The sequence below is a fragment of the Rhodococcus sp. ACS1 genome (genome assembly GCF_002300155.1).
In the GTDB taxonomy this organism is placed as follows: Bacteria; Actinomycetota; Actinomycetes; order Mycobacteriales; family Mycobacteriaceae; genus Rhodococcus_F; species Rhodococcus_F koreensis.
Genome location: NZ_NSDZ01000004.1, coordinates 961,224 through 986,777, shown reverse-complemented (window position 1 = coordinate 986,777; position 25,554 = coordinate 961,224). Strand labels below are relative to the sequence as shown.

The 25,554-nt window shown below is 68.5% G+C and carries 21 protein-coding genes; 9 read left to right on the top strand and 12 right to left on the bottom strand.

The window, feature by feature from the left end; genetic code table 11:
* Nucleotides 1–148 precede the first annotated feature (148 nt).
* Both CJ179_RS16870 and CJ179_RS16865 read right to left on the bottom strand, forming a co-directional pair.
* A complete protein-coding gene (locus CJ179_RS16870; protein ID WP_095862309.1) occupies nt 149–931 on the bottom strand; it encodes an RsiV family protein in 783 nt (260 codons plus the stop codon).
* A 29-nt stretch (nt 932–960) separates the two neighbouring features.
* Complete coding sequence (locus CJ179_RS16865) at nt 961–5,487, bottom strand: non-ribosomal peptide synthetase (protein ID WP_095862308.1); 4,527 nt, start codon at nt 5,485–5,487, stop codon at nt 961–963.
* Nucleotides 5,488–5,685: 198 nt separating this feature from the next.
* Between CJ179_RS16865 and CJ179_RS16860 the strand changes: the two genes are divergently transcribed.
* Together CJ179_RS16860 and CJ179_RS16855 are read left to right on the top strand one after the other, a co-directional pair.
* Entirely contained in the window at nt 5,686–6,669 is a 984-nt protein-coding gene (locus tag CJ179_RS16860) for an LLM class F420-dependent oxidoreductase (protein WP_072948110.1), read from the top strand.
* A gap of 98 nt (nt 6,670–6,767) precedes the next feature.
* Nucleotides 6,768–7,763, top strand: a complete 996-nt coding sequence (locus tag CJ179_RS16855) for an LLM class flavin-dependent oxidoreductase (protein ID WP_095862723.1) — start codon at nt 6,768–6,770, stop codon at nt 7,761–7,763.
* Between the two features lie 43 nt (nt 7,764–7,806).
* On the opposite strand, the gene CJ179_RS16850 is transcribed toward CJ179_RS16855, so the two are convergent.
* The 6 genes from CJ179_RS16850 to CJ179_RS16825 form a co-directional block, all read right to left on the bottom strand.
* Entirely contained in the window at nt 7,807–8,916 is a 1,110-nt protein-coding gene (locus tag CJ179_RS16850) for an NDMA-dependent alcohol dehydrogenase (RefSeq protein ID WP_095862307.1), read from the bottom strand.
* A 24-nt stretch (nt 8,917–8,940) separates the two neighbouring features.
* Nucleotides 8,941–10,449, bottom strand: coding sequence for an aldehyde dehydrogenase family protein (locus CJ179_RS16845; RefSeq protein WP_072948104.1), 1,509 nt, complete (start codon nt 10,447–10,449; stop codon nt 8,941–8,943).
* Between the two features lie 116 nt (nt 10,450–10,565).
* Nucleotides 10,566–12,203 (bottom strand): sigma-54-dependent Fis family transcriptional regulator, encoded by a 1,638-nt coding sequence (locus CJ179_RS16840; RefSeq protein ID WP_095862722.1) that lies wholly within the window; start codon nt 12,201–12,203, stop codon nt 10,566–10,568.
* Nucleotides 12,204–12,378: 175 nt separating this feature from the next.
* Nucleotides 12,379–13,521 carry a lipase family protein gene (locus tag CJ179_RS16835; protein WP_095862306.1) on the bottom strand — a complete coding sequence of 381 codons (1,143 nt, stop codon included), beginning with the start codon at nt 13,519–13,521 and terminating at the stop codon, nt 12,379–12,381.
* Nucleotides 13,522–13,605: 84 nt separating this feature from the next.
* Nucleotides 13,606–14,934, bottom strand: coding sequence for an MFS transporter (locus CJ179_RS16830; protein WP_095862305.1), 1,329 nt, complete (start codon nt 14,932–14,934; stop codon nt 13,606–13,608).
* Nucleotides 14,931–16,184, bottom strand: a complete 1,254-nt coding sequence (locus CJ179_RS16825) for a M20 family metallopeptidase (RefSeq protein ID WP_072948096.1) — start codon at nt 16,182–16,184, stop codon at nt 14,931–14,933. Before CJ179_RS16825 ends, CJ179_RS16830 begins: the two co-directional genes overlap by 4 nt.
* A gap of 128 nt (nt 16,185–16,312) precedes the next feature.
* Here CJ179_RS16825 and CJ179_RS16820 point away from each other — a divergent pair, with 128 nt between their 5' ends.
* Nucleotides 16,313–17,332 (top strand): Lrp/AsnC family transcriptional regulator, encoded by a 1,020-nt coding sequence (locus CJ179_RS16820; protein ID WP_072948094.1) that lies wholly within the window; start codon nt 16,313–16,315, stop codon nt 17,330–17,332.
* A 52-nt stretch (nt 17,333–17,384) separates the two neighbouring features.
* Nucleotides 17,385–17,915, top strand: a complete 531-nt coding sequence (locus tag CJ179_RS16815) for a DinB family protein (protein WP_095862304.1) — start codon at nt 17,385–17,387, stop codon at nt 17,913–17,915.
* 1 nt (nt 17,916) lies between these two features.
* On the opposite strand, the gene CJ179_RS16810 is transcribed toward CJ179_RS16815, so the two are convergent.
* Nucleotides 17,917–18,678, bottom strand: a complete 762-nt coding sequence (locus tag CJ179_RS16810) for a class I SAM-dependent methyltransferase (protein ID WP_095862303.1) — start codon at nt 18,676–18,678, stop codon at nt 17,917–17,919.
* A gap of 83 nt (nt 18,679–18,761) precedes the next feature.
* Here CJ179_RS16810 and CJ179_RS16805 point away from each other — a divergent pair, with 83 nt between their 5' ends.
* The gene (locus tag CJ179_RS16805) at nt 18,762–19,103 is read left to right on the top strand and encodes a TraR/DksA C4-type zinc finger protein (protein WP_095862302.1); all 342 of its coding nucleotides are present in this window, start codon (nt 18,762–18,764) and stop codon (nt 19,101–19,103) included.
* On the opposite strand, the gene CJ179_RS16800 is transcribed toward CJ179_RS16805, so the two are convergent.
* The gene (locus CJ179_RS16800) at nt 19,100–19,372 is read right to left on the bottom strand and encodes an ANTAR domain-containing protein (protein ID WP_072948135.1); all 273 of its coding nucleotides are present in this window, start codon (nt 19,370–19,372) and stop codon (nt 19,100–19,102) included. The two genes, CJ179_RS16805 and CJ179_RS16800, sit on opposite strands and share 4 nt — an antisense overlap.
* A gap of 217 nt (nt 19,373–19,589) precedes the next feature.
* Here CJ179_RS16800 and CJ179_RS16795 point away from each other — a divergent pair, with 217 nt between their 5' ends.
* From CJ179_RS16795 to CJ179_RS16780, 4 genes are all read left to right on the top strand, one after another.
* Nucleotides 19,590–20,072 carry a DUF4440 domain-containing protein gene (locus CJ179_RS16795; RefSeq protein ID WP_095862301.1) on the top strand — a complete coding sequence of 161 codons (483 nt, stop codon included), beginning with the start codon at nt 19,590–19,592 and terminating at the stop codon, nt 20,070–20,072.
* A gap of 159 nt (nt 20,073–20,231) precedes the next feature.
* On the top strand, nt 20,232–20,450 hold the full coding sequence (locus CJ179_RS16790; protein WP_072948084.1) for a ferredoxin: 219 nt from the start codon (nt 20,232–20,234) through the stop codon (nt 20,448–20,450).
* Entirely contained in the window at nt 20,440–21,804 is a 1,365-nt protein-coding gene (locus CJ179_RS16785) for an NAD(P)/FAD-dependent oxidoreductase (protein ID WP_095862300.1), read from the top strand. The genes CJ179_RS16790 and CJ179_RS16785 overlap by 11 nt, the downstream gene beginning before the upstream one ends.
* A gap of 14 nt (nt 21,805–21,818) precedes the next feature.
* Nucleotides 21,819–23,030, top strand: a complete 1,212-nt coding sequence (locus CJ179_RS16780) for a cytochrome P450 (RefSeq protein ID WP_095862299.1) — start codon at nt 21,819–21,821, stop codon at nt 23,028–23,030.
* Here CJ179_RS16780 and CJ179_RS16775 read toward each other — a convergent pair.
* Together CJ179_RS16775 and CJ179_RS16770 are read right to left on the bottom strand one after the other, a co-directional pair.
* Nucleotides 22,927–24,468 carry an HNH endonuclease signature motif containing protein gene (locus CJ179_RS16775; RefSeq protein ID WP_257015581.1) on the bottom strand — a complete coding sequence of 514 codons (1,542 nt, stop codon included), beginning with the start codon at nt 24,466–24,468 and terminating at the stop codon, nt 22,927–22,929. The genes CJ179_RS16780 and CJ179_RS16775 overlap by 104 nt on opposite strands.
* Nucleotides 24,469–24,500: 32 nt before the next feature.
* On the bottom strand, nt 24,501–25,448 hold the full coding sequence (locus CJ179_RS16770) for an AraC family transcriptional regulator (RefSeq protein WP_095862298.1): 948 nt from the start codon (nt 25,446–25,448) through the stop codon (nt 24,501–24,503).
* Nucleotides 25,449–25,554 lie beyond the last annotated feature (106 nt).

Genomic DNA, 25,554 nt, shown 5'->3' with positions numbered 1-25,554 from the left:
GCCCGAGCATCAACTTCGGTGCGTGCACTCACGGGCGCGCTCCTCTCCCATTCGACAGACACATTTCGGCAGCAAGGCCTGTCTGGGACGGTAGGTCGGAGCACCCGGGCAGCTACAGGTTCGTTCCCGGTGAGCGGTCGGGCAGCGCCTAACTCGACACGACGGGAGCCAGTTCGGGGTCGATCACGTCCGCGAGGTCGTCCCACGGCACGGTGACGGTGACGAGCCCGATGGCGTGCGGCCCCACCTGGTAGTCGTTGAAGTGGATCTCCATGCCCGCCGGGGTGGCCAGCCAGTTGGCGAAGTTCGCCTCGGTCGGCTCGATGCCCGATCGCTCGAAGTCCGGTCCGGCGACCGTCTCGGGGAGGAGGCGCGCGGAACTGTCCGACAGCGCCTGCAGCCCGGCAGGCAGGTCGGGGAAGAGGTCGCCCAGCGTGATCGGTGCGGCCGTATCGGCATTCACCACCACCGTCGCGACGATCGGCGTGGGATGCGCCCCGGGCGGATCGGCGTTCCAGGACGTCACGAGCAGCCCGCTGATCACGTGCTCACCGATGTGCGCCACGCTGTGTTCCTGGCTGCTCAGCGTGAACGCGTCGGTGCCCCAGCCGTCGATCTGGTCCTGGAGCGCGGCGCGCATCGATTCGTTGAACTCGGCGGTGACCGCCGGGTCGCCGCCCTCGATCTGCGGGATGAGCACGTCGTAGCGGACGCGTCCGGTGGAACCGGTGACCTGCAGTTCGGACTCCGTGTAGGGCACCCCCGCGGGTGTCGCCGGACCGGTCGCCGGGTCGGTCGTGGACGGACCCGCGTCGGACACGGTCGACGGCTCGCTCACCGCCGTGCCCGACGGGTCGGAGCAGGCGGCGGGCGCGAGGAGCACCGCGCCACCGAGCAATGACACCAGAATCGATCTCCGGAAGCCTCTCATCAGGCATCTCTACCACGTCCGATGCCCGGTCACCTACCGATCGGGTCGACGACGGTGTGCAGCAGGTCGACGAACCCCTGTGCGGTGGATGCATCGTAGAGGTCGGCGGAATACACCAGTTCGGCGTCGATCCCGGCGGGCCTCCCGTCGACGTCGTGACGTTCGGTGAAGTGGAAGTGCAGATCGCACTTCGCGATGTCGAGCGGACGCGGAGTGACCTCGAAGTCGAGCCCGGACACGTTCAGGGCGGCGGGAGCGAAGTTGTTCAGCGACAGCGCAACCTGGAACAGCGGGTGCAGGGACGGCGACCGAGGCGGGTCGAGTACCTGAACGAGTCGTTCGAACTGCACATCGGCATTCGCCAGAGCGCGAAGCTCCACGCCGCGGGATCCTTCGACGATGTCGCACAGCGTCATGCTCGGGTCGACCCGGGTACGCAGAACCAGCGTGTTGACGAACATGCCCACCACGTCGTCGAGCGCCGGGTCTCCCCGACCCGCGATCGGAGTGCCGATCGCGATGTCGGGATCTCCGCTGAGGCGGGCGAGCAGGATCGCCACTGCCGCCCTGAGCGCCGTGAACAGGCTGGCGTGGTGCTCGTGCGCGGTGGCCAGCAGGCCTCGATGCGCATGCTCGTCGAGCGAGAACGGAAGCCGCCCCGCCCGGTAGGTCCACCGCTCCGGCCGGGGGCGATCGGTGGGCAGCGCAAGCTCCCCACGCAGCCCCGACAGTTCCTTCGCCCAGTGGGCGATCTGCTTCGACGCGACACTCGCCGGGTCGTCCTCGTCGCCCAGCAGCGCCCGCCGCCACACGGTGTAGTCCGCGTACGTCGCGGTCGGCGGCTCCCAGCCGGGCGCCCTGCCCGCGGACCGGGCACCGTAGGCGTCCGCGAGATCCCGTGCCAGCGGCGCGAGCGACCAGCCGTCCGCGGCGATGTGGTGGACGACGCACGCCAGCAGGTGGTCGCGGTCGCCGAGCCGGAACAGCCGGGCGCGCAGCGGCGGATCCCGCCGCACATCGAATCCCGCGGACAGCAGGTTCGACGTCCGGGCTTCCGCTTCCGCCGCGCCGGTCACCACCGGGCTGAGGTCGGGCATCGCGTCGGCCACGTCGAGCACACGCTGGTACGGCCCCGACGGCGAGTCGGGGAACACGGTCCTCAGTGACCGGTGCCTGCCGAGGACGTCCGCCATCGCCGAGCGCAGGGCATCGACGTCGAACTCGCCGCGCACGCGCACGGTGAAGGGGATGTTGTGGAGAGCGGGTTCCACGACGGTGCGGTCGATGAAGAATTGCGACGGGGACAGCGGCACGAGGGCGGGCAGAGGTGTGGCACCCAGCTTCGGTCCGCGCTGCGGGCGGATGGCCGGCGAGTGTGCGCAGGCCTCCGCCACCGTCACAGCCAGTGCAGCGACCGTCGGTGCGTCGAAGAGGTCGCGCACGCCCATGCTGGTGCCGAGTTCGGCGTTGATCCGCGCGACCACCCTGATCGCCGACAGCGAGTCGCCGCTGAGGTCGAAGAACGAATCGTCGGCGCCTACCGCGTCCACACCGAGAACCTGGGCGAACACTCGCGCGACCCGACGCTCGGCCGGCGTCTCGGGGTCACGATGAGGCACCGAGTCCGAGCCGAACTCCGGCAGCGGCAGCGCTGCCCGGTCGAGTTTCCCCGTCGGTGTCAACGGGATCGAATTCAGGAGCATGATCGATTTCGGAACCATGTAGTCGGGCAGGAATCGTGCCAGCTGCGCTGTCAGCATTTCACGATCGATCGAGGCGCCCGGCTCGGCCATGATGTAGGACACCAGGTTCGGGTTTCCGGCCGAGTTCCGGTGCAGCACCGTCGCCGCGAACGTGACGCCCGGTTGCGCGGTCAGCGTGGCGTCGATCTCGCCGAGCTCGACACGGAATCCGCGGATCTTGATCTGGTCGTCCGCCCTGTCCAGGAACTCGAGGGTCCCGGTCGCCGTCCACCGGACGACGTCCCCGGTGCGGAACATCCGGGATCCTCGGCGGCCGAACGGGTCGGCGACGAACCGTGCCGCTGTCAGACCGTGGCGCCGGTGATAGCCACGCGCGAGTGCCGGGGTGGCGAGGTAGAGCTCACCGACGGCGCCCGGAGGAAGCGGACGCAGGCGGTGATCCAGAACCACCGCGTCCACGCCGCGCATCAGGGAGCCGATCGTCATTCGCTCGTCCGGTGAGATCGGATCGGTGAGGGTGACGCTGCACGTCGTCTCCGTCGGACCGTACGCGTTGCGCATGTCCTGTCTGCCGGCCCACCGCCGCACCAACTCCTGCGGGCACGCTTCCCCTCCGACCAGCACCAACTCCAGTTCGTTCGTCGCGCCGGGGTCGATCGCGGCCAGTGCGGACGGCGTCGTCAGGAGGTGCGTGACGTGTTCGTCGCGCAACAGTCGCGACAGCTCGTCACCGCCGAACACGCCGGGCGGGGTCACGACGAGCGTCGCGCCGCCGATACAGGCCGCGAGTACTTCGACCAGCGCCGTGTCGAAACTCGGTGAGGCGAAGTGCAGGATCCGCGAGCGCGCGGACACTGCATATTTGTCCCGGATTTCCTGCGCCAGGTTGGCGAGACCCCGGTGGGTGACGACGACCCCCTTCGGTGTTCCGGTCGAGCCGGACGTGTAGATCAGATACGCGGGATGGTCCACGAGCAGAGGGCGTGTGCGTTCCGCATCGGGGAGGGTTTCTTCACAGAGGCTGTCGAGTTCGTCGACATCGGCGGTCAGCCACGCGATGGCACCGGGCAGACGGGCGCGCTTCGAGCGGACCGTCAGCCCGACCGTCGCGCCGCAATCGTCGAGGGTGTACGCGATGCGAGCGCGCGGATGCGAGGGATCGATCGGGACATAGGCCGCACCGGCCTTCGCGACCGCCCACAGCGCCAGCACCGACTCGATCGACCGTGGGACGGAGACCGCGACGACGTCCTCGGGTCCGATGCCCCGAACTGCCAGAACGCGGGCCAACCGGGTGGCGAGTCGGTCCAGGTCGCCGTACGACAGTGTGCGTCCCCGGTCGGTGATCGCGATCGCTTCCGGGTCGTTCGCGACGGCTCCCGTCAGGAGACGGTCGAGCGTGACAGGGTCCGTATCCGGAAGACCCCGCGCGGGAGCGAATTCCGCGCGTTCAACCGCGAAGAAGACGTCGAGGTCGGCAACCCGTGCGTCCGACTCGGCCGATGCGGTGAAGCGGTCGAGAAACGCGAGGAAACGCGAGTGGTGTCCGGTCAGTTCGGCGTCGTCGTACAGTGCCGGATTTCCCTCGAAATCGATGCGGGCGGCGGCTCCGTCGGACCCGGGGTAGATGTTGACGGCGAGGTCCGCGACGGGACCGGTGGTGAGTACCCGGACCGTCCCGTGGACGGCGCCCAGCGTGATCTCCTTGGTGAACATCATGACGTTGACCACCGGCCCGAAATGCAGGAGTTCGACCCCACCCGAGGCGAGGTCCCGGCCGATGTCCTCGCGGCGGTAGCGTTGACGGCGCAGTGCCGCCGTCAACGCCGCCTCGGCCGTGTCGACCGCACGACTCACGGTCGCAGAGCCGATTCCGTTCAACCGCAACGGGATCACATTGGAGACCGAGCCGCCGGCATGCCTGAGGCAGGCCGTCGTCCGCGCCGACACGGGCAGGGACAGGACCACGTCGTCGGCGCCGGTCATCCTGGCGAGATAGGACGCGAAGGCGGCGACGGTCACGGCCGTCGGATTCCGCACACCGCCGCTCGCAGGCGTGTGCCCCGTCGCTGTCCGGGCGTCGACCTCCGGTCGTGCCGCGCGGCCGCTCAGGCTGAGGACCGAAGCCGGCCCGCTGCCCTGTTCTCGCCAAAAGTCGCGGTCGCGGGCGAACCGGGTGGAGGCGCGGTAGGTCGCGTCTTCCCGCACGAGACGTTCCGGTCCCTCGATCCGGCAATCCGGGGGCTCCGTGCCCTCGACCGCGGCGACGTACAGTTCGGCCGTGCGGCTCATCAGCATCATCGCGGCGTACCCGTCCGACACGATGTGGTGGGCGCGGGAATACCAATAGTAGTGATCGTCGCCCAGCCGCAGAATGTGCGAGACCAGGAGCGGACCGTCGTACATGTCGGTGCGTGCGGTCCGGTCGTTCCGCATCCAGCGGTGCGCTGCTTCGACGGGATCCACCTCGCCGCGCAGGTCGGTGGCGGGCACCCGATCGTCGACGGTCGGATCCACGACCTGATGCGGCTGTCCGTCGATGTCCACCAGGCGCACCGATCCCCAGCCGAATTCGCGGTTCGCGCGACGGGTGGCGTCGCGGAGAGCACCCAGTTCGACCGGCCCGTTCAGCTCGACGTAGTGGGCGATGACGTACGGGACCTCCGGCGTGAGCTGTTGCGCGAACCAGATGGATCGCTGCGCTGCGGTCAGCGGAAAGGCGCCGACGGTCGAACGCGTCGGCTGCGCGAGCGGACGTTCCAGGACGGCCACGTGCGGCCGGACGGGCGTGGGCCTCTCCGGGCAGGCGCATGCCGTGCCACCGGATTGCTGCGAATCGAAATACATGTTCAACTCCCCCCTCGGGCTCTGCTCTGCCTACTCCGCCTCCCCACCGCGCAGAATTGTCGCGGATGGCGGATCGGCGACGGATACGGCACTACCGTCAGCGTGCACCACCCACAGGTGGCGTAACAGGGACCCCAGGGTGATCACTTCCTACCCTCGAAATAAAAGAGGTGCCCCAGCCGGCATCCGAGTAGCGTCGATCGGGTGACTATTCGCCTTGGATACCAGATGCCGAATTTCAGTTACTCCACCCCGGTCGCGGACCTGTTTCCGACCGTGATCGCACAGGCCCGTGAGGCCGAATCCGCGGGCTTCGACACCGCATTCGTGATGGATCACTTCTATCAGCTGCCCGGCCTCGGTGAGCCCGACGAACCGATGCTCGAGGCGTACACCGCGCTCGGCGCCCTCGCCACGGCCACCGAGAACATTCAGCTGTCCGCCCTCGTCACCGGCAACACGTACCGCAACCCACCCATGCTCGCGAAGGCGGTGACCACCCTGGACGTCGCCAGCGGCGGACGCGCCGTCCTCGGGATCGGGGCCGGCTGGTTCGAACTCGAGCACCAGCAGTACGGCTACGAGTTCGGCACGTTCACCGACCGGTTCGAACGGCTCGACGAGGCGCTGCAGATCATCGCGCCGATGCTGCACGGTCAGCGCCCGACGTTCGACGGCAAGTGGTACCACGTCGAGAACGCGATCAACGAGCCGCGGATCCGCGACGACCTGCCGATCATGCTCGGTGGTGGCGGGGAGAAGAAGACGTTCGGTCTCGCCGCCCGGTTCGCCGATCACCTGAACATCATCTGCAACGCGAGCGAGTTGCCGCGCAAGCTCGAAGCCCTCGACGCGCGCTGTTCGGAGATCGGCCGCGACCGGTCCACGCTGGAGACCAGCTATCTGGCCTTCGTCATCATCGACGAGGACGGCGACCGCGCCCGCCAACTCCAGCACGAGTTCCTGCTCGCGCGGGGCGTCGACCTGTCGAAGGCGTCGGACGAGGAACGCGCCGCCGCCACCGACCGGCAGTTCTGCGGCGCCCCCGACGAGGTGGCCGAGCAGCTGAAGACCCGGGTCCTCGATCCGGGAATCGACGGCGTCGTCCTCAATCTCGTCGCCAACGGGCACGAACCCGGCATCGTGGAACTCACCGGCCGCACGTTGCGACCACTCGTCGAGGCCTGACACCGGCCAGGAATACGCGCACTGCCCCCGCGGTTGTACCCGGAGGTAGTGCGCGAGGCTAACCTCTCGCACCTCGGTGACGAAAGGTGAAGAAGCCCGTGAGTGCTGTTCTGTCGATTCTGGATCTGGCCTACATCCGCGAGGGCGACACGGCGCGGGACAGTTTCGACGCGAGCGTGAAACTGGCGCAACTCGCGGAGACCCGCGGGTACCGCCGCATCTGGTACGCCGAGCACCACAACATGCCGTCGATCGGCTCCTCGGCGACGAGCGTCCTCATCGCGCACGTCGCCGCGCACACCCAGAACATCCGGCTCGGCGCCGGTGGCATCATGCTGCCCAACCACGCGCCGCTGACGATCGCCGAGCAGTTCGGCACCCTCGCGACCCTGCACCCCGGCCGCATCGACCTCGGACTCGGCCGCGCCCCCGGCAGCGACCAGAAGACGATGTACGCACTGCGCCGCGACGCGGCGTCCGCGGACCGGTTCCCGCAGGACGTGCTGGAACTCCAGGCGTACCTCAAAGGCGTGTCACGGGTGCCCGGCGTCGATGCGATTCCCGGCAAGGGCACCAACGTTCCCCTGTACATCCTCGGATCCTCGCTGTTCGGCGCGCAGCTCGCCGCGAAATTCGGCCTGCCCTACGCCAACGCGTCCCACTTCTCCCCCGACTCGCTCGTGGACGCCGTCACGCTGTACCGGGAACGGTTCGAACCGTCCGAGGAGCTGTCCGAGCCGTACGTGATCGCCGGCGTCAACGCCATCGCCGCGGACACCACCGAGGACGCGCACCGGCAGTTCGAGGCCTCGCTGCGGCGACGGGTGGTGCAAATGGTTGGACGCGGTCAGAAGTTCACACCCGAGGAGGTCGACCTCATCATGACGTCCCCGGCGGGTCAGCAGGTCGCGCAGATGGTGCGGTACTCGGCTGTCGGCACACCCACCGAGGTCAAGACGTACCTCGACGAGTTCGCCGAGCACGCACAGGCCGACGAGCTGATCGTCGCCTCCCACGCCGAGAACACCGAGTCCTGGCTGAAGACGTACGACCTGCTCGCCGACGTGTGGCGCTCCGCACCCGTGCGCGGGTAACGAGTCTCCGGACTCGTTTGCCGCGCACGGGCGGCGAAGCCGCCTACGCGTGGACGATCACGCCACGCAGGTTCTTTCCGTCCCGCAGATCCTGGTAGCCCTCGTTCACCTGCTCGAGCGTGTACTTGGTGGTGATCAGCTCGTCGAGCTTGAGCTGACCCGCGTCGTACAGCCGCAGCAGGCGGACGATGTCGTACTGCGGATTGGCCGAGCCGAACAGTGAACCCTTGATCGTCTTCTGGTTCAGGGTCAGGTCGGTTCCCGAGATGTGCACCGTGAGCTTCGCGGGGTCGGCGAGGCCGGTGATGACGACGGTGCCGCCCTTACCGATGACGGCGGTCGCGTTCTGCACCACCTCTTCGTCGACGGTGCCCACCAGGATGAGGGCCTGATCGGCGCCCTGGCCCCAGGTCAGTTCGTTGACCTTCTCCGCCGCGGTTGCGGCGTCGGCGAACGCGTGGGTGGCGCCGAACTTCAGGGCGGCCTCCCGCTTCATCGCCACCGGGTCCACCACCACGACGTACTTGGCGCCGGCGCTGACCGCGCCCTGCACGGCGTTGATGCCGAGTCCGCCGATGCCGTAGATGACGACGGTGTCACCGGCGCGCACGCCGCCGGCGTACACCGCGGTGCCCCAACCGGACGGCACACCGCAGCCGACGAGGACGGCGGTCTCCAGCGGAAGCCAGTCGTCCACCTTGACCACCGAGTGCTGCGAGATCGTGGCCCGCTCCGCGAACGTACCGAGCATGCACATGGCGCCGAAATCCTGCTTGCCCGAGTGGAACCGGAACGAACCGTCCGGCATCGAACCCTCGAGGATGGTGGCACCCATGTCGCACAGGTTCTGACGGCCCGTGGCGCAGTAACGACACGTGCCGCAGTTCGGGATGAAGCTGCAGACCACGTGGTCGCCGGGCTTCACCTTGGTGACACCGGGGCCGACTTCCTCGATGATGCCGGACCCCTCGTGCCCGCCGACGATGGGGAAACGCGGCGGCAGATCGCCGTCGGTGAGGTGCAGGTCGGAGTGGCACAGGCCTGCCGCGACGTACTTGATGAGCACTTCGCCGGGACCCGGACCGTCCAGCTCGAGTTCCACGATTTCGAACGGCTTGTGCGTTTCGAACAGAACCGCTGCTTTGGTCTTCATGTCTTTCTCCTCGTTGAGTGACGGTCAGAGTGCGATGTTGACGGCTTTGGTCTGGGTGTAGAGGTCGATGGCGGTGGCCCCGAGCTCACGCCCCCACCCGGACTGCTTGTAGCCACCGAACGGCATGGCGGTGTCGAACCCGTTGTACTGGTTGATCCACACCGAACCGGCCTTGAGCTGGCGGGCCGTGAGGTGCGCCTTGGACAGGTCCTTGGTCCAGATTCCGGCGGCGAGGCCGTAGATGCTGCTGTTCGCCGCCTTCGCGACGCCCTCCTCCGCGTTGAAGGGCAGCGCGGCGACGACCGGGCCGAAGATCTCTTCCTCGACGATGCTGAATTCGGGCTTCACGTCGACGAACACCGTCGGCTCGACGTAGAAGCCGGTGTCGCCCCAGCGCTTTCCGCCGGTGAGGGCGCGGGCGCCGTCGGCGAGTCCGGCGGCCAGATAGCCAGTGACCTTGTCGAACTGTTCCTGCGACACGAGCGGTCCGAGCTGGGTGGTGGGGTCGAGTCCGGGGCCGATCTTGACCTGGCTCGCGGCCTCGGCGACCGCGGCGGTGAAGTCGTCGAAGATGCTGTCCTCGACGAACATCCGGGTTCCTGCGACGCAGCACTGGCCGTGGTTGAACAGCCAGGCGTTGAGCGATCCGGTGACGGCGGCGTCGAAGTCCGCGTCCGCGAACACGACGTTGGCGCTCTTGCCGCCGAGTTCGAGCGACACCTTCTTCAGGTTGCCGCGGGCGGCGTCGACGATCTTCTTCCCGACCTCGGTGGAGCCGGTGAACGCGATCTTGTCGACGTCGTCGTGAGCCGACAGCGCGGCCCCGGCGTCGCCGAAGCCGGTGACGATGTTGACGACGCCGGGCGGGAAGCCGGCCTCCTCGAACACCTCACCGAGCAGGATCGCGGTGAGCGGGGTCTGCTCCGCGGGCTTGAGGATCACCGTGTTGCCCGCCGCGAGCGCGGGGGCCAGCTTGAACGCGGCCATCAGCAGCGGGAAGTTCCAGGGAACGATCAGTCCACAGACGCCGACGGGCTCACGAAGCGTGTACGCGTGGAACTGGCCGCCGGGGACGAACGGCATGCTCACGTTGACCGTGCTGCCCTCGATCTTGGTGGCCCAGCCCGCGAAGTAGCGGAAGATGTCGGCCGACCAGGCGACGTCGACGGCCGCGGCGATGCCCGCCGACTTGCCGTTGTCCAGCGCCTCGAGCTGACCGAATTCCTCGGCGCGCTCGGAGAGGATGTCGCCGACCCGCCAGATGAGGCGTTCGCGCTCGTTGGGCTTCATGGTGGACCACGGGCCCTCGTCGAACGCCGTGCGTGCGGCCCGGACTGCACGGTCGACGTCCTCGGCGCCACCGCGTGCGACGGTGGTCAGCACCTGCCCGTTGGCGGGGTCGATGGTCTCGAACGTCTCGCCGCTGGCCGATTCCACCCACTGCCCGCCGACGAGGAATCGCTTGGTGCCGGACAGAAAGTTCCGTACCGACGGCAAGAGTTCCGCTTGGCTGGGTTCGATCGTCGCTGTCATCAAAACCTCCGAAGTTGTGAATGTGACGTGGCTCATAGTGCACTGATTGCCATATCACTAACTGTCCTGACTTCGGACACCTCCGGACGGTCGCGGATCGGTGGATGAAACTGCAGCTAGACGGTGATATCGAGGGCCCGCATCCGGACGTAGAGCGTGCTGCGGCTGATGCCCAGCGCGGCCGCGGCGTGCACCTTGTTGCCGCCACTTTCCTGCAGTGCGTCGACGATGGCCTGGCGTTCGGCGCGTTCGCGGCCCGCCAGCCGGGACACCCGCGGCGGCGTCCGATACTGGTCGGGCAGATCCGCGACAGCGAGGTGCGCACTGGTGCGCCCGCGCGCGGCCGCCTGCAACACGACGGACAGTTCCGCGATGTTGCCCGGCCAGTCGCGGGCGATCAGAGCGTCCAGCGCGCTCGCCGAGAGCCGGAGGCCCGGTTCGACGGAATCGAGGACCGCCTGCGCGATGTCCGCGAACTCGCGAGTGCGTTGCCGCAGCGGCGGCAGCACCACCTGTCCGGGGCACCGGCCTGCCAGACCGGCCACTCCCGGCGGCAGGTCACCGAGCGGCGAACTGGTCATCACGATCCGGGGACCCACGTCGGCCGCCAGCATCTTCACGACCAGCGGCAGCATCGATTCGGGCAGCAACTGCACCTCTTCGATCGCCAGGACCGCGGAAGGTCCCGCCACCAGGGCGAGCAGTCGATCGATCCAGGCCTCGGCGCCGTCGAGAGCGATCGTGGCAGCGTCCATACATACGAGCGACGGGTCGCCGGCCAGATCGCGGACCGCCGTGGTCCTGCCGGTTCCCGGTTCGCCGCTGATCACCACCGGATCCCGGGTCTCGCGCAGCCGCGACAACTCCGACCTGCTGCGTTCGACGACGGAACTCGACGGCGACTTGCCGCGCCGGATGGGGGTGCTCGTCCGGCGGTCTGGGCGGACGACGAACACCGCGCCGCCGTCGGTGCCCGCCACGTGGTCGGCCCGGACCAACGCCGGTTCGCCCGAGGACAATCGGATCCGCACCGTCTTCGACTGCTCCGGGCGCAGGTCCGCGGCAAGCCCCCGCAGCGTCGCGTGATCGGACACCTGGAGCAGGTCGAGCGCGACCCGGTTGCTGAGCAGGATGTCCTCGCCGATCGCGGTGACCGCCATCTGATTCTGCGGCGACACCCGCTGGAACGCGTCCACGAGCCGCTGCTGCGACACCCGGGACCCCTCGAGCAGCCGTCGCTCGATGTCGCCGGCCGCGCGGGCCAGGAACGGGGCGAACAGCGGGTTGGCCCGCGACGCGACGCCCGTCATGTCGAGGATGCCCTCGACGCGGCGCGTCACCGGATGCACGATCGGGTGTCCGTAACAGCTGAGGTCCTTGAACCGGTCGAGGTAGTGCTCCTCGCCGTGGATCACGACTCCGCGCCGGACTTCCAGCGGCGTCCCCAGCGCGGTGGTCCCGACGCAGTCCTCGCCGAACCTCGATCCCAGCACCGCCCCGGCGCCGTCGATCAGGCGCTCGAGTTTGCGGCCGTCGAACAGCCGGGCGACGATGCGGCAGTCGCGGTCGGCGAGCAGGACACAGAAACCGGTGCCCTGGATCTGCTGTTCCATCTCGTCGAGGACGGGCCGGGCCGCCTGCAGCAGCCGACTGGACTTGTCCAGGTCGGGGCAGGGATCATCGCTCGGCGTCGACGTCGGTTCCAGCCCGCTGAGCGCCGAACGCTTCCAGGACAATGCGATCTCCGGCCGCATCGCCGCGTGCCCGGTCGTGCCGCCAAACTCCAACCTCGACTCCTTGCCGCGCGCGGATCCGGTCGTGCACCGGTGCACGACTCACATCCGAACGTACCCACACCGTGTGACCCACGCCATAGTGCCCGCGGGCGCGGCGGGCAACTGTCCGGATTCTGGACAGTGCCCCGATCGATCAGCCGAACAGGCCCCGCACGAACGGGATGGTGTCGGCCTGCGAATCGACGAGCGTGCCGCTGTGGTCGGTGGGATACGTCGTGAACGTGACCGGTTCACCGTTCGCGGTGAGCGCGGCGACCAGCGAGAACGCCGACGGCGCGGGCACGTCGATGTCGGTGAGCCCCTGCCCGATGAACAGGGGACGGTCGTATCCGCTCGTCGGGACGCCCATGTAGTCCACGAGCAGGCCGTGGAAGTTCGGGATCTGGTTCAACGGCTTGCTGAACAGGTCGCCGACCACCACCCCTTCCACGGCGTCGTGAAGTTCGTTGACGCACAGTTGTTCCGCAGCGTCCACGTAGTGCGCGCCGAGGGGTGTGAGATACGAGTCGAGGTCGATTTCGGGGTGCGCCGACCGCAGTCCCGCGAGGATGTAGAACAGGTACGACGTGAGGCCGGCAGGGATCGCCGTGGGTGGCACCCCCGGCCCGAGCGGCAGCAGTGCCAGTTCGATGTTCGCGGGAACGCCCGTTCCCACGGCCCCGCGGTAGTCCAGCGTCTCCCCGCCGAACTCGGTGGCGTAGCGGGCGGTGGTGATCGCGGCCCCACCACCCTGCGACTGTCCGACGACCACCCACTTGTTCGACAGGGACTCGTCGACGGTGCGGGCGGCCTTCACCGAGTCGACGACGCTGTGCGCCTCGACCTTTCCGTCGAGATAGGGCATCACACCGGGTGTGCCGAGGCCGACGTAATCGGTGGAGACGACGGCGTATCCCTGCTCGAGCCAGCGTCCGAGGTACGGGTAGTCACGCTCGGGGAGCGCAGGACCGACGAGCGAGGGCGCGCAGTCGTCCGCGAGTCCGGACGTGCCGTGCGCCCACGCGACCACCGGCCAGCCCCCGTCGGGCGCGTCCCCCGGTGGCACGTACACGGCACCGCTGCTGAGTGCGGGACCTCCGTCGGACCCGATCGACCAGTACGTGATTCGCTGTGCGTCGGCGGTACCGGGGATCCAGAGGTCGGCGGGCAGCGGCTCGACGTCCACGACGCTCCCCGGCGTGCGGTCGGCCTCGTCGGCGAACGCGGCCGGGGAGACGAGGCACGTGCCGGCGACCGTCAGGGAGGCGATCGCGACGGTTGCCGCGGCTCGCGCCATACGTACCGAGTGTGTCTTCACCGCTTCAAGATCCCACACGTGAGCGGCAAAGCGTGCCGGAGCACTCTTTGCCGCTCACGTGGGCTAGTGCTGGGCGGCCAGATCCCGTCCCCTGGTTTCCGGGATCGTGACCAGCGCGACGGTCGAGACCGCGATGAGCGCGAGGGCGTACCACTCGAACAGTTCCGGCGACCCACGGTCGGCGAAGAACGTCTGGACGTACGCCGCCGTCCCGCCGATCGCCGCCACCCCGATCGAGTACGGCACCCCGACACCGGCGGCGCGCAGCCCGGTCGGGAAGAGTTCGGCCATCATCGCCGGCATGACCGACAGGAGCGCGCCCATCACGAACAGGGCGATCGCCATCGCGAAGAACAGGGTGAGCGCACTGTGCCCGATCATGGCGTTGAGCGGAAACAGCAGGGCCGCGATGCCGAGGTTGCCGATGTACAGCACCGGTTTGCGTCCGATCCGGTCCGACACCGCACCCCAGAAGGGCAGCGACGCAATCAGTACGAGGTTCGCGCCGACCCCCGCCCACAGTGCGCCGGACGGATCGATACCCCGGACCGTGATCGCGTACGCCGGCGCCGACACCGCCCACACGTAGTAGACGACGGTGCCGCCGACCGTGAAGAACAGGATTTGGAACACCTGCCGCCGATGCGCCACGAACAGTTGCCACATCGACTGCCTCGCAGTGTCCTCACCCGACTCCTCGTAGACCTCGGTCTCGCTCATCCGGGACCGCATCCACAGCACGAACAGGCCGAGCACGCCGCCCAGCAGGAACGGCACCCGCCAACCCCAGTCGGCCATCTGCTCCGAACTCAGTGTTGTCGTGAGCAATGCGCCGAGCAGCGTGCCCACCACTACTCCGGTGGTGTTGGAGATGTAGATGAGGCTGGACCAGAGTCCGCGCCGCGCCGTCGGCGCGAATTCCACGATGTAGGTCTGTGCGGACGGTAATTCGCCGCCGTGCGCGACGCCCTGCGCGAGACGCGCCACGACGAGGACCACCGCCGCCGCGACACCGATCGTCTGATGGGTCGGGGTCAGGCCGATGACCAGGCTGCCGATCGCGGCGAGGCCGACGGCGAGCGTCATGGACAGCTTGCGTCCCCGGCGGTCCGACAGCCAGCCGAACAGCAGACCGCCGAACGGCCTGGCAACGAATCCGACGGCGAAGACGCCGAACGACGCCAGCAGGTCGGAGACGGCGGACCCGGTGTGGAAGAACTGCGGGGCGAAGAACGCGGCGAACGTGGCGTAGACGGTCCAGTCGAAGTACTCGATCCCGTTGCCCGTGCCCACGCCGACGATCGCGCGAGCCTTCTCCCAGCGCTCGGACCGCTGACGGACGGTGGGCTGGCCTGCGTTTACGGACCCGCTTTCGGTAGCGATCCCGGTCATCGTGCGTCACCTCCGGCCGCGGCATTCTCGAGCCGGGCATCGCCGGACTGCGCCTTTTCCAGACGTCGAACGGCCAGCCCAGCGTAGATGGTGGCGGCGTCCGCGAGCACCGCGTCGTCGAATTGCGCCCGCGGCGAATGGTTCATGGGAGCCGCAGCGGGATCGGCGCCGGGCATGCACGCGCCCAGCCCGATGAACGCGCCGGGCACCTCCTGCAGGACGTAGGAGAAGTCCTCGGACCCGGCCATCGGATGCGTGACCGTCTCGTAGCGGTCCTCGCCCATGAGGTCGCTGACGACTTCGGCGCCGAACGCGACCTCGTCCACGTCGTTGATCGTCATCGGGAACTCCGGGGCCACGTCGACCTCGACGTCGACGCGTTGCGCGGACGCGACCCCCTCGAGCACCCTGCGCAGCGCTCCCGGCACCTTCTCGTACGTGGCGGGCGAATAGCACCGGACGGTCGCCTCGAACCGCGCATCGTCGGGAATGATGTTGTGCCGCGATCCGGCCCGCACGTTCGCGACGGTCACGACGACGGGGTCGAACACGTCGAACGTCCGGGTGATCATGGTCTGCAGCGACGTGATCATCTCGGCCATCGCGGTGATCGGATCCCGGGCGGTCGACGGGGACGAGCCGTGGCCACCCGCCCCGCGCACCGTCACGGTCAGTTTGTACGACGCCGCGAGCAGGGTGCCCGCCTTGGAGAAGAAGCGGCCCTGCGGCTTCTGGCAGGAGAAGACGTGCATGCCGTACGCGGTGTTCGCGCGCCGACCGGACGCGTCGAGGACGCCCTCGTCGACCATCACCTTGGCGCCGTCCCACCCCTCCTCGCCGGGCTGGAACATCAGGACGACGTCGCCCGCCAACCGGTCGCGGTGCCGGCTGAGCAGTTGCGCGGCCCCGACGAGCGCCGCGGTGTGCAGGTCGTGCCCGCATCCGTGCATGGCGCCGTTCTGCGCCGCGAAGTCGAGTCCGGTCTGTTCGGTGACCGGCAGTCCGTCCATGTCGGCGCGCAGCAGCACCGTCGGCGCGGCGCCCGCCGAGCGTCGGCCACCCCGGAGCACCGCGGTCACGGACGTCGTGCGGGTTCCCGTCGAGATCTCGAGCGGCAGTCCGTCCAACGCCGCGAGGACCGTTTCCTGCGTGCGCGGCAGGTCCAGACCGACCTCGGGTTCGCGGTGCAGTACACGCCGCAACTGCGCGAGGTCGCCCTGCAGAGCGCGGGCGTCGTCCAAGAGATCCATTGCTCTCCCTTATGTCGGTGGTCACGTTCGGGACCGAATGCGTCGGTGGTCATATGCTGTGAGCCACGGAACGACGGACCACCGATAACGTCGAAAACGATCATTCTCACCGAATCAGAAAGAGCTTTATGAGCGAGATGCTGACCGAATCCGAGCTTTCGCTCATTCACGCCCTGCAAATCCGTCCCCGGGCGACGTGGGCCGAGCTGGCCCCGATCCTCCGCGCGACGTCCGCGACCCTCGCACGGCGGTGGGAATCGGTCACCGAGCGCGGACTGGCCTGGATCACCGCCTATCCCGCACCGATGACGGGTGCGGGGGCGTTCACCGCGATGATCGAGGTGACGTGCGACCTCGCCGGCACGAAGGCACTGGTCGAGGCGCTCACCCGGGACCCGCGGGTGTCGTCGATCGAGCATGCGGCGCGTGGCCGGGACCTCATCCTGACCGTGCAGACGGGGTCGTTGCACGAGTTGTCGGACCTGGTGCTCGAGGAGTTGCCCCGCCACCCGAGCGTCAATTCGACCCGGACGCACACGTGCACCGCACTCCACGCGGAGGGCAGCCGGTGGCGCCTCGACTCCCTGGACACGGCGCAGTCCGCCGCGATCGCGGCACTGGAGAACACCCCTCTGCAGTCCGGATCGAGCCGGCCGGAGAGCCTGACGGACGAGGTCGCCCGCGCGCTCGTCCGCGAACTCACCCGGAACGGCCGGGCGTCCGCGCGCGAGATCGCCGCGGTGATCGACCGGCCCGCGTCCTCGGTGCGCAGGCAACTCGCCGGGTTGCTGCGCTCCCGCACGGTGGTGCTGCGCTGCGACGTCGCCCAGAACGCGACGCGGTGGCCCATCACCGTCACGTGGTGGTGCCGCCTGCCCGTGCGCGCGCACCGCGACGTCGTGGAGGTCGTCAACACCCGCCCCGAACTGCGCTTGTGCATGTCGATGACCGGACCCGCGAACTTCCTCGTCAGCATGTGGGTGTCTTCACTGCCCGACCTGCTGCGGGTGCAGGAGTGGCTGGAGACCCGCGCCCCCAGCCTCGAGATCATCGACTCCTCGGTGACGCTCCGGTCCCGGAAGCGGATGGGGTGGGAACTCGACACCCACGGCCGAGCGACCGGTTATGTCACCGCGCATGGCGGCTGACCGCTACGGTCGAATGCGCCATCATCGGACCGGCTGGAGCAGGTGATCCCCCGTGACCTCTACCGCGAAAACGTCGACTACCGGCGAGCGTGCCGACTTGCTGGAGTCGCTGGCGAAGCACCGGTACCTGCTCCGCCACACCGTCCGCGACCTCACCGACGAGCAGGCGGCCCGGCGCCCGACGGCGAGCGTGCTGTGCCTGGGCGGACTCGTCAAACACGTGTCGGACACCGAACGGGTGTGGGCCGATTTCATCGTGCGCGGCACGGACGCCGTCCGCGGCGGCCCCGTGGACGGCACCGGCACCGGCAATCGCGAGAAGGAATTCACCCTTCGCGCCGACGAGACCCTGGCCGGCGTCCTCGACCGTTACGCGAAGGTGGCGCACCGGACCGACGAGATCGTGGCCGCGCTGCCCGACCTCGACATCTCGCATCCGCTGCCGAAGGCGCCGTGGTTCGAACCGGGATCGCGCTGGTCCGCGCGCCGGGTGCTGCTCCACATCATCGGTGAAACGGCCCAGCACGCCGGGCACGCCGACATCCTCCGGGAGGCTCTCGACGGGTCGAAGACGATGGGCTGAGTCAGCCACGTTTGCGGGCCTCGATGAGGAACCGGGTCGAATGGGCCACAAACGGGCCGTCCGCCTCGATCCGGTCGTGGAGTTCCCGCAGACGGTCGCGGTACTGCGCGGCGGTGAAGCCGGGCACCATCCAGATCACCTTGCGCAGGAAGTAGACGACGGCGCCGATGTCGAAGAACTCGATCCGCAGAGATTCGAAACGGAGATCGACGACCTCGAGTCCCGCGGCTTCCGCATCCGCGCACTCGTCCTCGTAGTGGCGGCCGCGGCGCACGTTCTCGGGTTGCGGCCCCAGGAAGTACTCGACGAGTTCGAAGACGCTCGCGTGCCCGACGTGCTGGGAGAAGTACGTGCCTCCGGGTTGCAGGACGCGGGCGATCTCGTCCCACCACACCGTGGCCGGGTGCCTGCTGGTCACCAGGTCGAAGGCGCCCTCGGCGAACGGCAGCGGCGGCTCGTCCGCGTCGGCCACCACGACCGCACCGAGCGGATGCAGTAGCGCCGTGGCCTTCGCGACGTTCGGCGGCCACGATTCCGTCGCCACCATCACGCGAGGCATCGTCGCGGCGCCGGCGAGGACCTCCCCGCCCCCGGTCTGGATGTCCAGAGCGGCGTTCGCGCGCCCGAGCCGTTCACCCATCAGGCGCTGATACCCCCACGACGGCCGCTGTTCGGTGGCCCGGCCGTCGAGCCAGGAGAAATCCCAGCCGTCCACCGAGACGGATTCCGCCTCGGCCACCAGATCCTCGAATGTGCGCGCCATGCCGGGAAGCCTGACAGAAAGATCCGGATCGATCGAGCGGATTATCGGGGAAGCACCGGGCAGTCATCGATGTTGACCCAGACATGACCGTCCCGGAGCAGCGCACCCGAATCGCCGAGGAACGCGCCGACGCCGAGCGTCGCATCGCGTCGCTGACCGGGCGTTTCACCGCGATCGTGGAGGGTTCGGAATTCACCACGGACGACGACGAACACGATCCGGAGGGCTCGACCATCGCGTTCGAACGGGCCCAGGTGTCGGCGCTGCTGGCCGACGCCCGGCGCGAGGTCGAGGATCTGGCGGCGGCGCAGCAGCGGCTCGACAGCGGGACGTACGGCCTCTGCATCCGGTGCGGCCGGCCGATCGCCGAGATTCGGCTCGACGCGCTCCCCGCCGCCCAGACGTGTATCGACTGCGCCGGTTAGGGCAGAAAGGCTCCCCACTCGCGCGCAGCCACGTCGCGGGCCCGGCGGTGGTCGTCGGCCTCGGGACGGATCCCGTCGGCGAGGTCGGCGAGGGCTTCGGCCAGATCGCCGACATCGACCTGATGCCGCATGGAGGAGTCGAGGAGTTCGTCGAAGGCCTGGTCCGCGCTGTACGAGCTTCCGCGCGCGGTGGTCAGGATCTGAATTGCAGCGTCCAATGCGGACAGGTGCCGTGTCGCGCGGGTGTCGCGGTGAGCTTCGATCGTCAATATTCCGCCTCTGAGGTGTCGCCACTGGGCGTTGCCGGTCTGGTGTGACCACATCACATCACGATCCGGTGGTCTACGTTGCCGAATCGAGACCGTGTCCGAAAGTTGTTTCTCGACAGGAGGATACGAACTCCGGCAAGATACTTGTAACTCTCGTTACTACTCCCTGGTTCTACCCGTCGGTAGGGGACGGACGGTGCCACCGAACGGAGGCCGGATGGGCGCACGGCGCTTTCCTGCGGTCGCCGTTCTCGTCCTCGCGGCGGCCTCGGGTTGCGCCGACGAATACGCCGCGTCGCCGGAACCAGGCCGAGACGAGGCATCGATCGTGGACGCCCTGAATCAGTGGCCGCGCGACTTCGCGAACAAGGACGTGGCTGCGGTCTGCTCGCTGTTCGCCCCGGACGTCGTCGTGATCTACCCCGGCACCGAGGACCGCAACTACGACGCCACGTGCGCGCAGTTTCGGCAGGTACTCACCGTCCCCGACCGGACGTTCACCTATGCGGCGCCCGAGATCGCCGAAGTGCTCGTCGACGGCGACCTCGCCGCGGTGCGCCTGGTGTGGCCGCTCACCGTCACCGACGCTTCGGGCACTGTACTCGAGAGTGTCCGCGAATCGGGTGTCGACGTGTTCCGCCGCCAGCCGGACGGCAGCTGGAAGATCCACGTGTCGCACGCCTTCCCGTTGACCGAATAGCGCATTTCTGAATGGCTCCAGAACAGCGGATCGAAACCGAGCAGACCGGCCATTCCGGAATACTGGTTTTCGGGTGGAGGTCTCCGCCCGACGCGATCGGACGGCCGTGCGCCGCGCAGTCCCTGTGGACCCGTGTGACCAGAACTGTTCAGAATCGGGATGATTGACGTGAAACTCGTCGTCGACCTCAATCGGTGCCAGGGTTACGCGCAGTGCGTGTTCCTCGCACCCGACGTCTTCACTCTGCACGGCGAAGAGGCCCTCCTCTACGACGCGGGCCCCGCCGACGGCGAACGCGACCACGTGTCGCAGGCCGCCGCGGCCTGCCCGGTGCACGCCATCACCACGGACATCCCCACCCACCACGATGGGGAATGACGTGCGGATCGTCATCGTCGGCGCGTCGCTCGCCGGGGTGCGCGCCGCGGAGGCGCTACGGGCGCAGGGCTTCGACGGTTCGCTGACTCTGATCGGCGACGAACCCTACGAACCGTACGACCGGCCGCCGCTGTCGAAGGCCGTGCTCCTCGGGATCATGCCGCCCGAACACTCGGCGCTCCCCTACCATCCCGACCTCGACGCGAAGTGGCTGCTCGGCGTGCGGGCCACCACCCTCGATCTGGAGAACAACCGGGTGGTGCTCAGCGACGGCGACACCGTCGAGTTCGACAAGGTGCTGATCGCGACCGGTGTCCGCGCCCGGCCGTGGTCGAACTCGTCCGAGGCGGCACTCGACGGCGTCTTCACCGTCCGCACCTGCGACGACTCCCGCCGACTGAGCGAGCGACTGTCTGCCGGACCGCGCCACGTCCTGGTGATCGGCGCCGGCTTCACCGGTTCGGAGATCGCGTCGGTGTGCCGGGAGCGCGGGCTGTCCGTGACGGTCACCGAACGCGGCCCGGCACCGCTGGTCGGTGCGCTCGGCGGGGTGGTGGCGGCGGTCGCCGCCGACATGCAACGCGACCACGGCGTCGACCTGCGCACCGGGGTCACGGTGACCGGACTCGACGGCGACAGCGACGGACGGCTGTGCCGCGCGCACCTCTCGGACGGGACCGCACTCGACGTCGACGTCGCGATCGTCGCGCAGGGCAGCATCCGCAACACCGACTGGCTGTTCGGCTCCGGCCTCGCCGCCGGGCCCCGCGGGGTCACGTGCGACGCCGGCTGCCGGGCATTCGATATCAACGGCATCGTCACCGACAACGTGTTCGTCGCCGGGGACGTTGCGCGGCAACCGCATCCGCTCTACGACTACCAGTTGCTGGCACTGGAGCACTGGGGCAACGCGATCGGCCAGGCAGAGGTGGCGGCGCACAACATGATCCACGACGGCCTCCGCCGGCGACCGCACCTGGAGATTCCGGCGTTCTGGTCCAGCCAGTTCGGCGTCAACATCAAGTCCGTCGGCATCCCCACCTACTCCGATCAGGTGGTGATCACCCAGGGTTCGGTCGCCGACCGGCGCTTCGTGGCGGCGTACGGCTTCCGTGGTCGCGTCACCGCGGCGGTGGCGTTCAATCAGGGGAAGTGGCTCGACTTCTATCGGGGGCTGATCGAGTCGGCGGCGGAGTTCCCACCGGACTTCGACGTCATGGACCGGGCGGAGCCGTTCGAGGTGCGGCCGTCCGAGTTGCCGGACCCGGCCGTACTCAGCCACGGCCCGACCGTCGCGGTGACCGGTCATCTGCCCACCGAACGTCGTGTCGAGTTCGTCTCGCTACCGAAGTAACAGGGAGAGTGTCCATGTCGCGTGCTCAGTTGTTCGAGCGGATCACCGACCAGGCGAACCGGCCGAATCCGTATCCGCTGTACGAGGAACTTCGTGAGACGCGGGTGGCGCCACAGGATAACGGTTCCTTCCTCGTGGGCCGGTACTACGACGTGATGGCGCTTCTGCACGATCCGAGGATCAGCTCCGACCTGCACAACCGGGGGCCGGGGCTTCCCGGGGCGGATCGTGCCGGCGACGGGCCGGAGTCCTTCCTCAAACTCGATCCGCCCGAGCACGATCGGTTGCGCCGATTGACGACGCGACAGTTCGGTCCGCCGCACAGCCCCGACCGGATCGACTCCATGCGTGGCGAACTCGCAGAACTCGTCACGAGCCTCGTCGACGGGCTCGACGGGAAGGGTCGCATCGACATCGTCGACGACTTCGCGTACCCCTTCCCCGTCTCCGTCATCTGCCGTCTGCTCGGGGTGCCTCATGAGGAGGAACCCCGGTTCCACGTCTGGGCCGACGCGTTGGTGGCGGCCATCGACCCGCGGCGCAACAGCGCCGACAACGAGCAGGTGAAGGCGGCGCAGCAGGCCCAGATGGAAATGGCCATGTTCATGGCCGGTCTCATCGAGGACCGTCGCCGCAGTCCCGGCGACGACATGCTGTCGGGGCTGGCCAACGACTCGGGGCCCGACGGCCAGTTGAACACCGTCGAGTTGGTCACCAACTCCATCCTGCTGTTCATCGCCGGGCACGAAACGACCGTCAACCTCATCACCAACGGCATGCTGACCCTGCTGCGCAATCCCGACGTTCTCGCGCGGCTTCGCGCGGAACCGGAGTTGATGCCGCAGGCCGTGGAGGAATTGCTCCGCTTCGAACCGCCCGTGCACCTGCTGGGCCAGCGAACGCCGATCGTCGACATCGAGATCGACGGCGTCACCGTTCCGAAGGGGTCGCCGCTCGTCCTGGCCTTGGCGTCGGCCAATCGCGATCCCGAACGCTTCATCGACGCCGACCGGTTCGTCCCCGACCGCGAGGACAACCAGCACGTGGGTCTGGGCAGCGGCATCCACAGTTGCTTCGGCGCTCCCCTCGCCCGCCTCGAAGGGCAGATGGCGCTCGCCGAACTCATCCGCCGCCTCCCGAATCCGCGGCTCGTCGAGGATCCGCCGCCCTACCGGCCCAACCCGGTACTGCGGGGTCCCCGGCACCTGTTGGTGGACTGTGGGTGACAGGGGCTGACCGGCTCCCCCGCGCATGCGCGATCAACTCACCAGGATGATGCCGGTGGTTGATGCGCGGTCTTCGGGTGGGGTCGATGTGCGGCGGTGGGATCCATTCGGTCCGGCCCGCGTGAGTGGAATGCGCGGGCGCGGACCTCGTCGCCCAGCCGGCCGGTCCGTCGTTGACCTGGGCATGGCATGCGTCGCAGACCAGGGCCAGACCTTCGATGTCGGTGCGCCCGCCTTTGTGCCAGTCCGTGACATGGTGCACCGCACACAGACTCGCCGGCGCCGAACACCCCGGCCGGGTGCAGCCCCCGTCTGCCGCGATCAGCGCGAGCCGCTGGTCGGCACTGGCCAGACGACGCCGTCGACCCAGGTGCAACGGACGACCCGCATGGTCGAACAGTGCGAGCACCGGATGCGCTTTCTCTGCCAGGGCCAGTGCGTCCTCGATCGGGAGCAGGCCGCCGGTGGCCGTCGTGGCCAGCCCGCCGGTCGCCTTCTCCAACTGCTCGAGGGTCATGGTGACGATCACCGTCGTCGGCAGACCCCGGTGCCGGCCGAGCACCCCCGACTCGAGCAGCGTCCGGAACACCGCGCTGAACGCGTCGTGATTGCGCTGCGCCGCGGTGCGGGTATCGCGTGCGGCCGCGGCAGCCAGCACGTCACGATCGATCGCCGGGTTCTCGCCGTCGCCGGCCGGTGAGTCGGGATCGTCCGGGTTGTTCATTCCGGGTCGCGCCCACTTGGCGAGGATCGGATCGAGCATCGCCCGTGCGACGGGATCGAGTTCACCGGAGATTCTCGACATCAGTTCGGTGTCCTGCCGACCGATCGAAATGCCACGCCGGCGTTTCCGGTCGCGGTCGTCGCCGAGACTCCCGTCCGGATTCAGGTACGCCAGCAGCCGGTGCCCGGCCTGCTCCACGTCCTCAGGAGTTGCGCTTCGCGCCAAGGTGGCCAGGACGGCCTCGGCGTCGGCTACCGCGTCGTTGTCGACGGCGTGGGGAATCTTGCGCATCACTTTCGCGATCGCCCGCACATGATCCGCTCCGATGTCGCCATCACTCTGTGCCGCAGCGGTTTCCGGCAAGACGGGTGGCATCGGATCGCCCGCCAGGGTGTGCCACACCCCCAGCTCACGGGCGGCGGTGACCCGGGCGGACGCGTCCGCGCCCGAGATCCGGAGCGCCTCGATCAGCAGCTTCTTCGGCGAGGTATACCCCAGACTCGCCGGGACGGAGCGCTCCACGGTCTCCACCACCAATCGGTGGGAGACCGCCTCCGTGCGGCGAAGGGACTGCTCCACCCCGCGCATCACCTCGACCACCTCGCCGTCCGACAGCTCGGTCAAGCCTGCATCGAGCAACCCGTCCACCGCGGCAGCGAGCATCGACAGATGCTCCGCCACCCGGCTCCCCACCGACCCCCCAGTCGAACTCATGTGCGAATACTATCGCGAGGGTCCGACAAGTTTCAGAGGCCGCGGTCCCGCAGCGACTCGGACGGCGTCACACCGTACTTGCGGCGGTAGGCGGCGGCGAATCTGCCGGTGTGCATGATCCCCCAGCGGGTGGCGGCTTCGGAAACGGTTGCACAGGAAGCGCTTCCGGTCAGATCGGCGTGCACACGTTCGAGGCGCACGTCGACGAGGAACTCCATCGGCGTCATGCCCACGTATTCGCGGAACCCCTGCTGCATGCGCCGGACGCTCACGCCGACGAGTTCGGCCATCTCGCCCGCCGTCCAGGGGCGTGCCGGATCCTCATGGATCGCGTCGATGACCCGCTTGACGATGCGGGGGCGGATTCCCGACGAGCCGGTGTCGTCGTCCGGCATCGCGGTGAGCACGAGAGCGGTGGTCAGGGCACCACACAATTGCTGCGACACCATCTCACTGCGCAGGAGGACGCTGTCGTGCAATGCCTGGTCGGCGATGGAACGGACGAGTCTGAGCCACTCCGCTCCGGCGCCCGCGCGCAGGTCGAGTTGCCGCGGCAACACCTGACCCGGCCTGGCGAGCACGCGGTCCATCTCCCTCTGCAGGTAGCCCCGGTCCACCTTGAAGCCGATGATCTCGCAGGAACTGCTCCAGTTGGTGATCACGGTCCGGGTGTCGGGCGGACAGATTGTCGCCAGTCCCGGCGTCGACGTCACTTCCATGCCGCCGGTGACGGACACGATGTGACCGGTCAGGGGGATGTTGATGCCGTACGCGCCGGGATGGTCGGACTCGATGGCCACGGCTGCCCCGAATCCGATCCGGGCAAGCCGCGACGCCCCCACGTCGGACGATTCCAACGACGACCGCGCGGCGTTGTCACGCGACAGCGGACGCAGTTCGTGGGGGAAGTACGCGTCCGCAACCACCTCGTGAACCTCGTCCCAGTCGGTGAAACCGGGGCCCTCCAGCTGTCCTCGCATACGTACGTCCAGACCTCTCACCTCGCGCTTCGGCGGCGTTCGAGCAACTCCCGACCCTAGCATCGCCTGTGACTCACGTCACTGCAAGGCCCTGCGCCGCACCTCC

Bases quoted from the DNA above. Each gene is read 5' to 3' on its own strand.
- CJ179_RS16870 (WP_095862309.1), bottom strand. From the start codon at position 931: ATGAGAGGCTTCCGGAGATCGATTCTGGTGTCATTGCTCGGTGGCGCG.
- CJ179_RS16850 (WP_095862307.1), bottom strand. From the start codon at position 8,916: ATGAAGACCAAAGCAGCGGTTCTGTTCGAAACGCACAAGCCGTTCGAA.
- CJ179_RS16845 (WP_072948104.1), bottom strand. From the start codon at position 10,449: ATGACAGCGACGATCGAACCCAGCCAAGCGGAACTCTTGCCGTCGGTA.
- CJ179_RS16840 (WP_095862722.1), bottom strand. From the start codon at position 12,203: ATGCGGCCGGAGATCGCATTGTCCTGGAAGCGTTCGGCGCTCAGCGGG.
- CJ179_RS16835 (WP_095862306.1), bottom strand. From the start codon at position 13,521: ATGGCGCGAGCCGCGGCAACCGTCGCGATCGCCTCCCTGACGGTCGCC.
- CJ179_RS16830 (WP_095862305.1), bottom strand. From the start codon at position 14,934: ATGACCGGGATCGCTACCGAAAGCGGGTCCGTAAACGCAGGCCAGCCC.
- CJ179_RS16825 (WP_072948096.1), bottom strand. From the start codon at position 16,184: ATGGATCTCTTGGACGACGCCCGCGCTCTGCAGGGCGACCTCGCGCAG.
- CJ179_RS16820 (WP_072948094.1), top strand. From the start codon at position 16,313: ATGAGCGAGATGCTGACCGAATCCGAGCTTTCGCTCATTCACGCCCTG.
- CJ179_RS16810 (WP_095862303.1), bottom strand. From the start codon at position 18,678: ATGGCGCGCACATTCGAGGATCTGGTGGCCGAGGCGGAATCCGTCTCG.
- CJ179_RS16805 (WP_095862302.1), top strand. From the start codon at position 18,762: ATGACCGTCCCGGAGCAGCGCACCCGAATCGCCGAGGAACGCGCCGAC.
- CJ179_RS16795 (WP_095862301.1), top strand. From the start codon at position 19,590: ATGGGCGCACGGCGCTTTCCTGCGGTCGCCGTTCTCGTCCTCGCGGCG.
- CJ179_RS16790 (WP_072948084.1), top strand. From the start codon at position 20,232: ATGATTGACGTGAAACTCGTCGTCGACCTCAATCGGTGCCAGGGTTAC.
- CJ179_RS16785 (WP_095862300.1), top strand. From the start codon at position 20,440: ATGGGGAATGACGTGCGGATCGTCATCGTCGGCGCGTCGCTCGCCGGG.
- CJ179_RS16780 (WP_095862299.1), top strand. From the start codon at position 21,819: ATGTCGCGTGCTCAGTTGTTCGAGCGGATCACCGACCAGGCGAACCGG.
- CJ179_RS16775 (WP_257015581.1), bottom strand. From the start codon at position 24,468: ATGAGTTCGACTGGGGGGTCGGTGGGGAGCCGGGTGGCGGAGCATCTG.
- CJ179_RS16770 (WP_095862298.1), bottom strand. From the start codon at position 25,448: ATGCGAGGACAGCTGGAGGGCCCCGGTTTCACCGACTGGGACGAGGTT.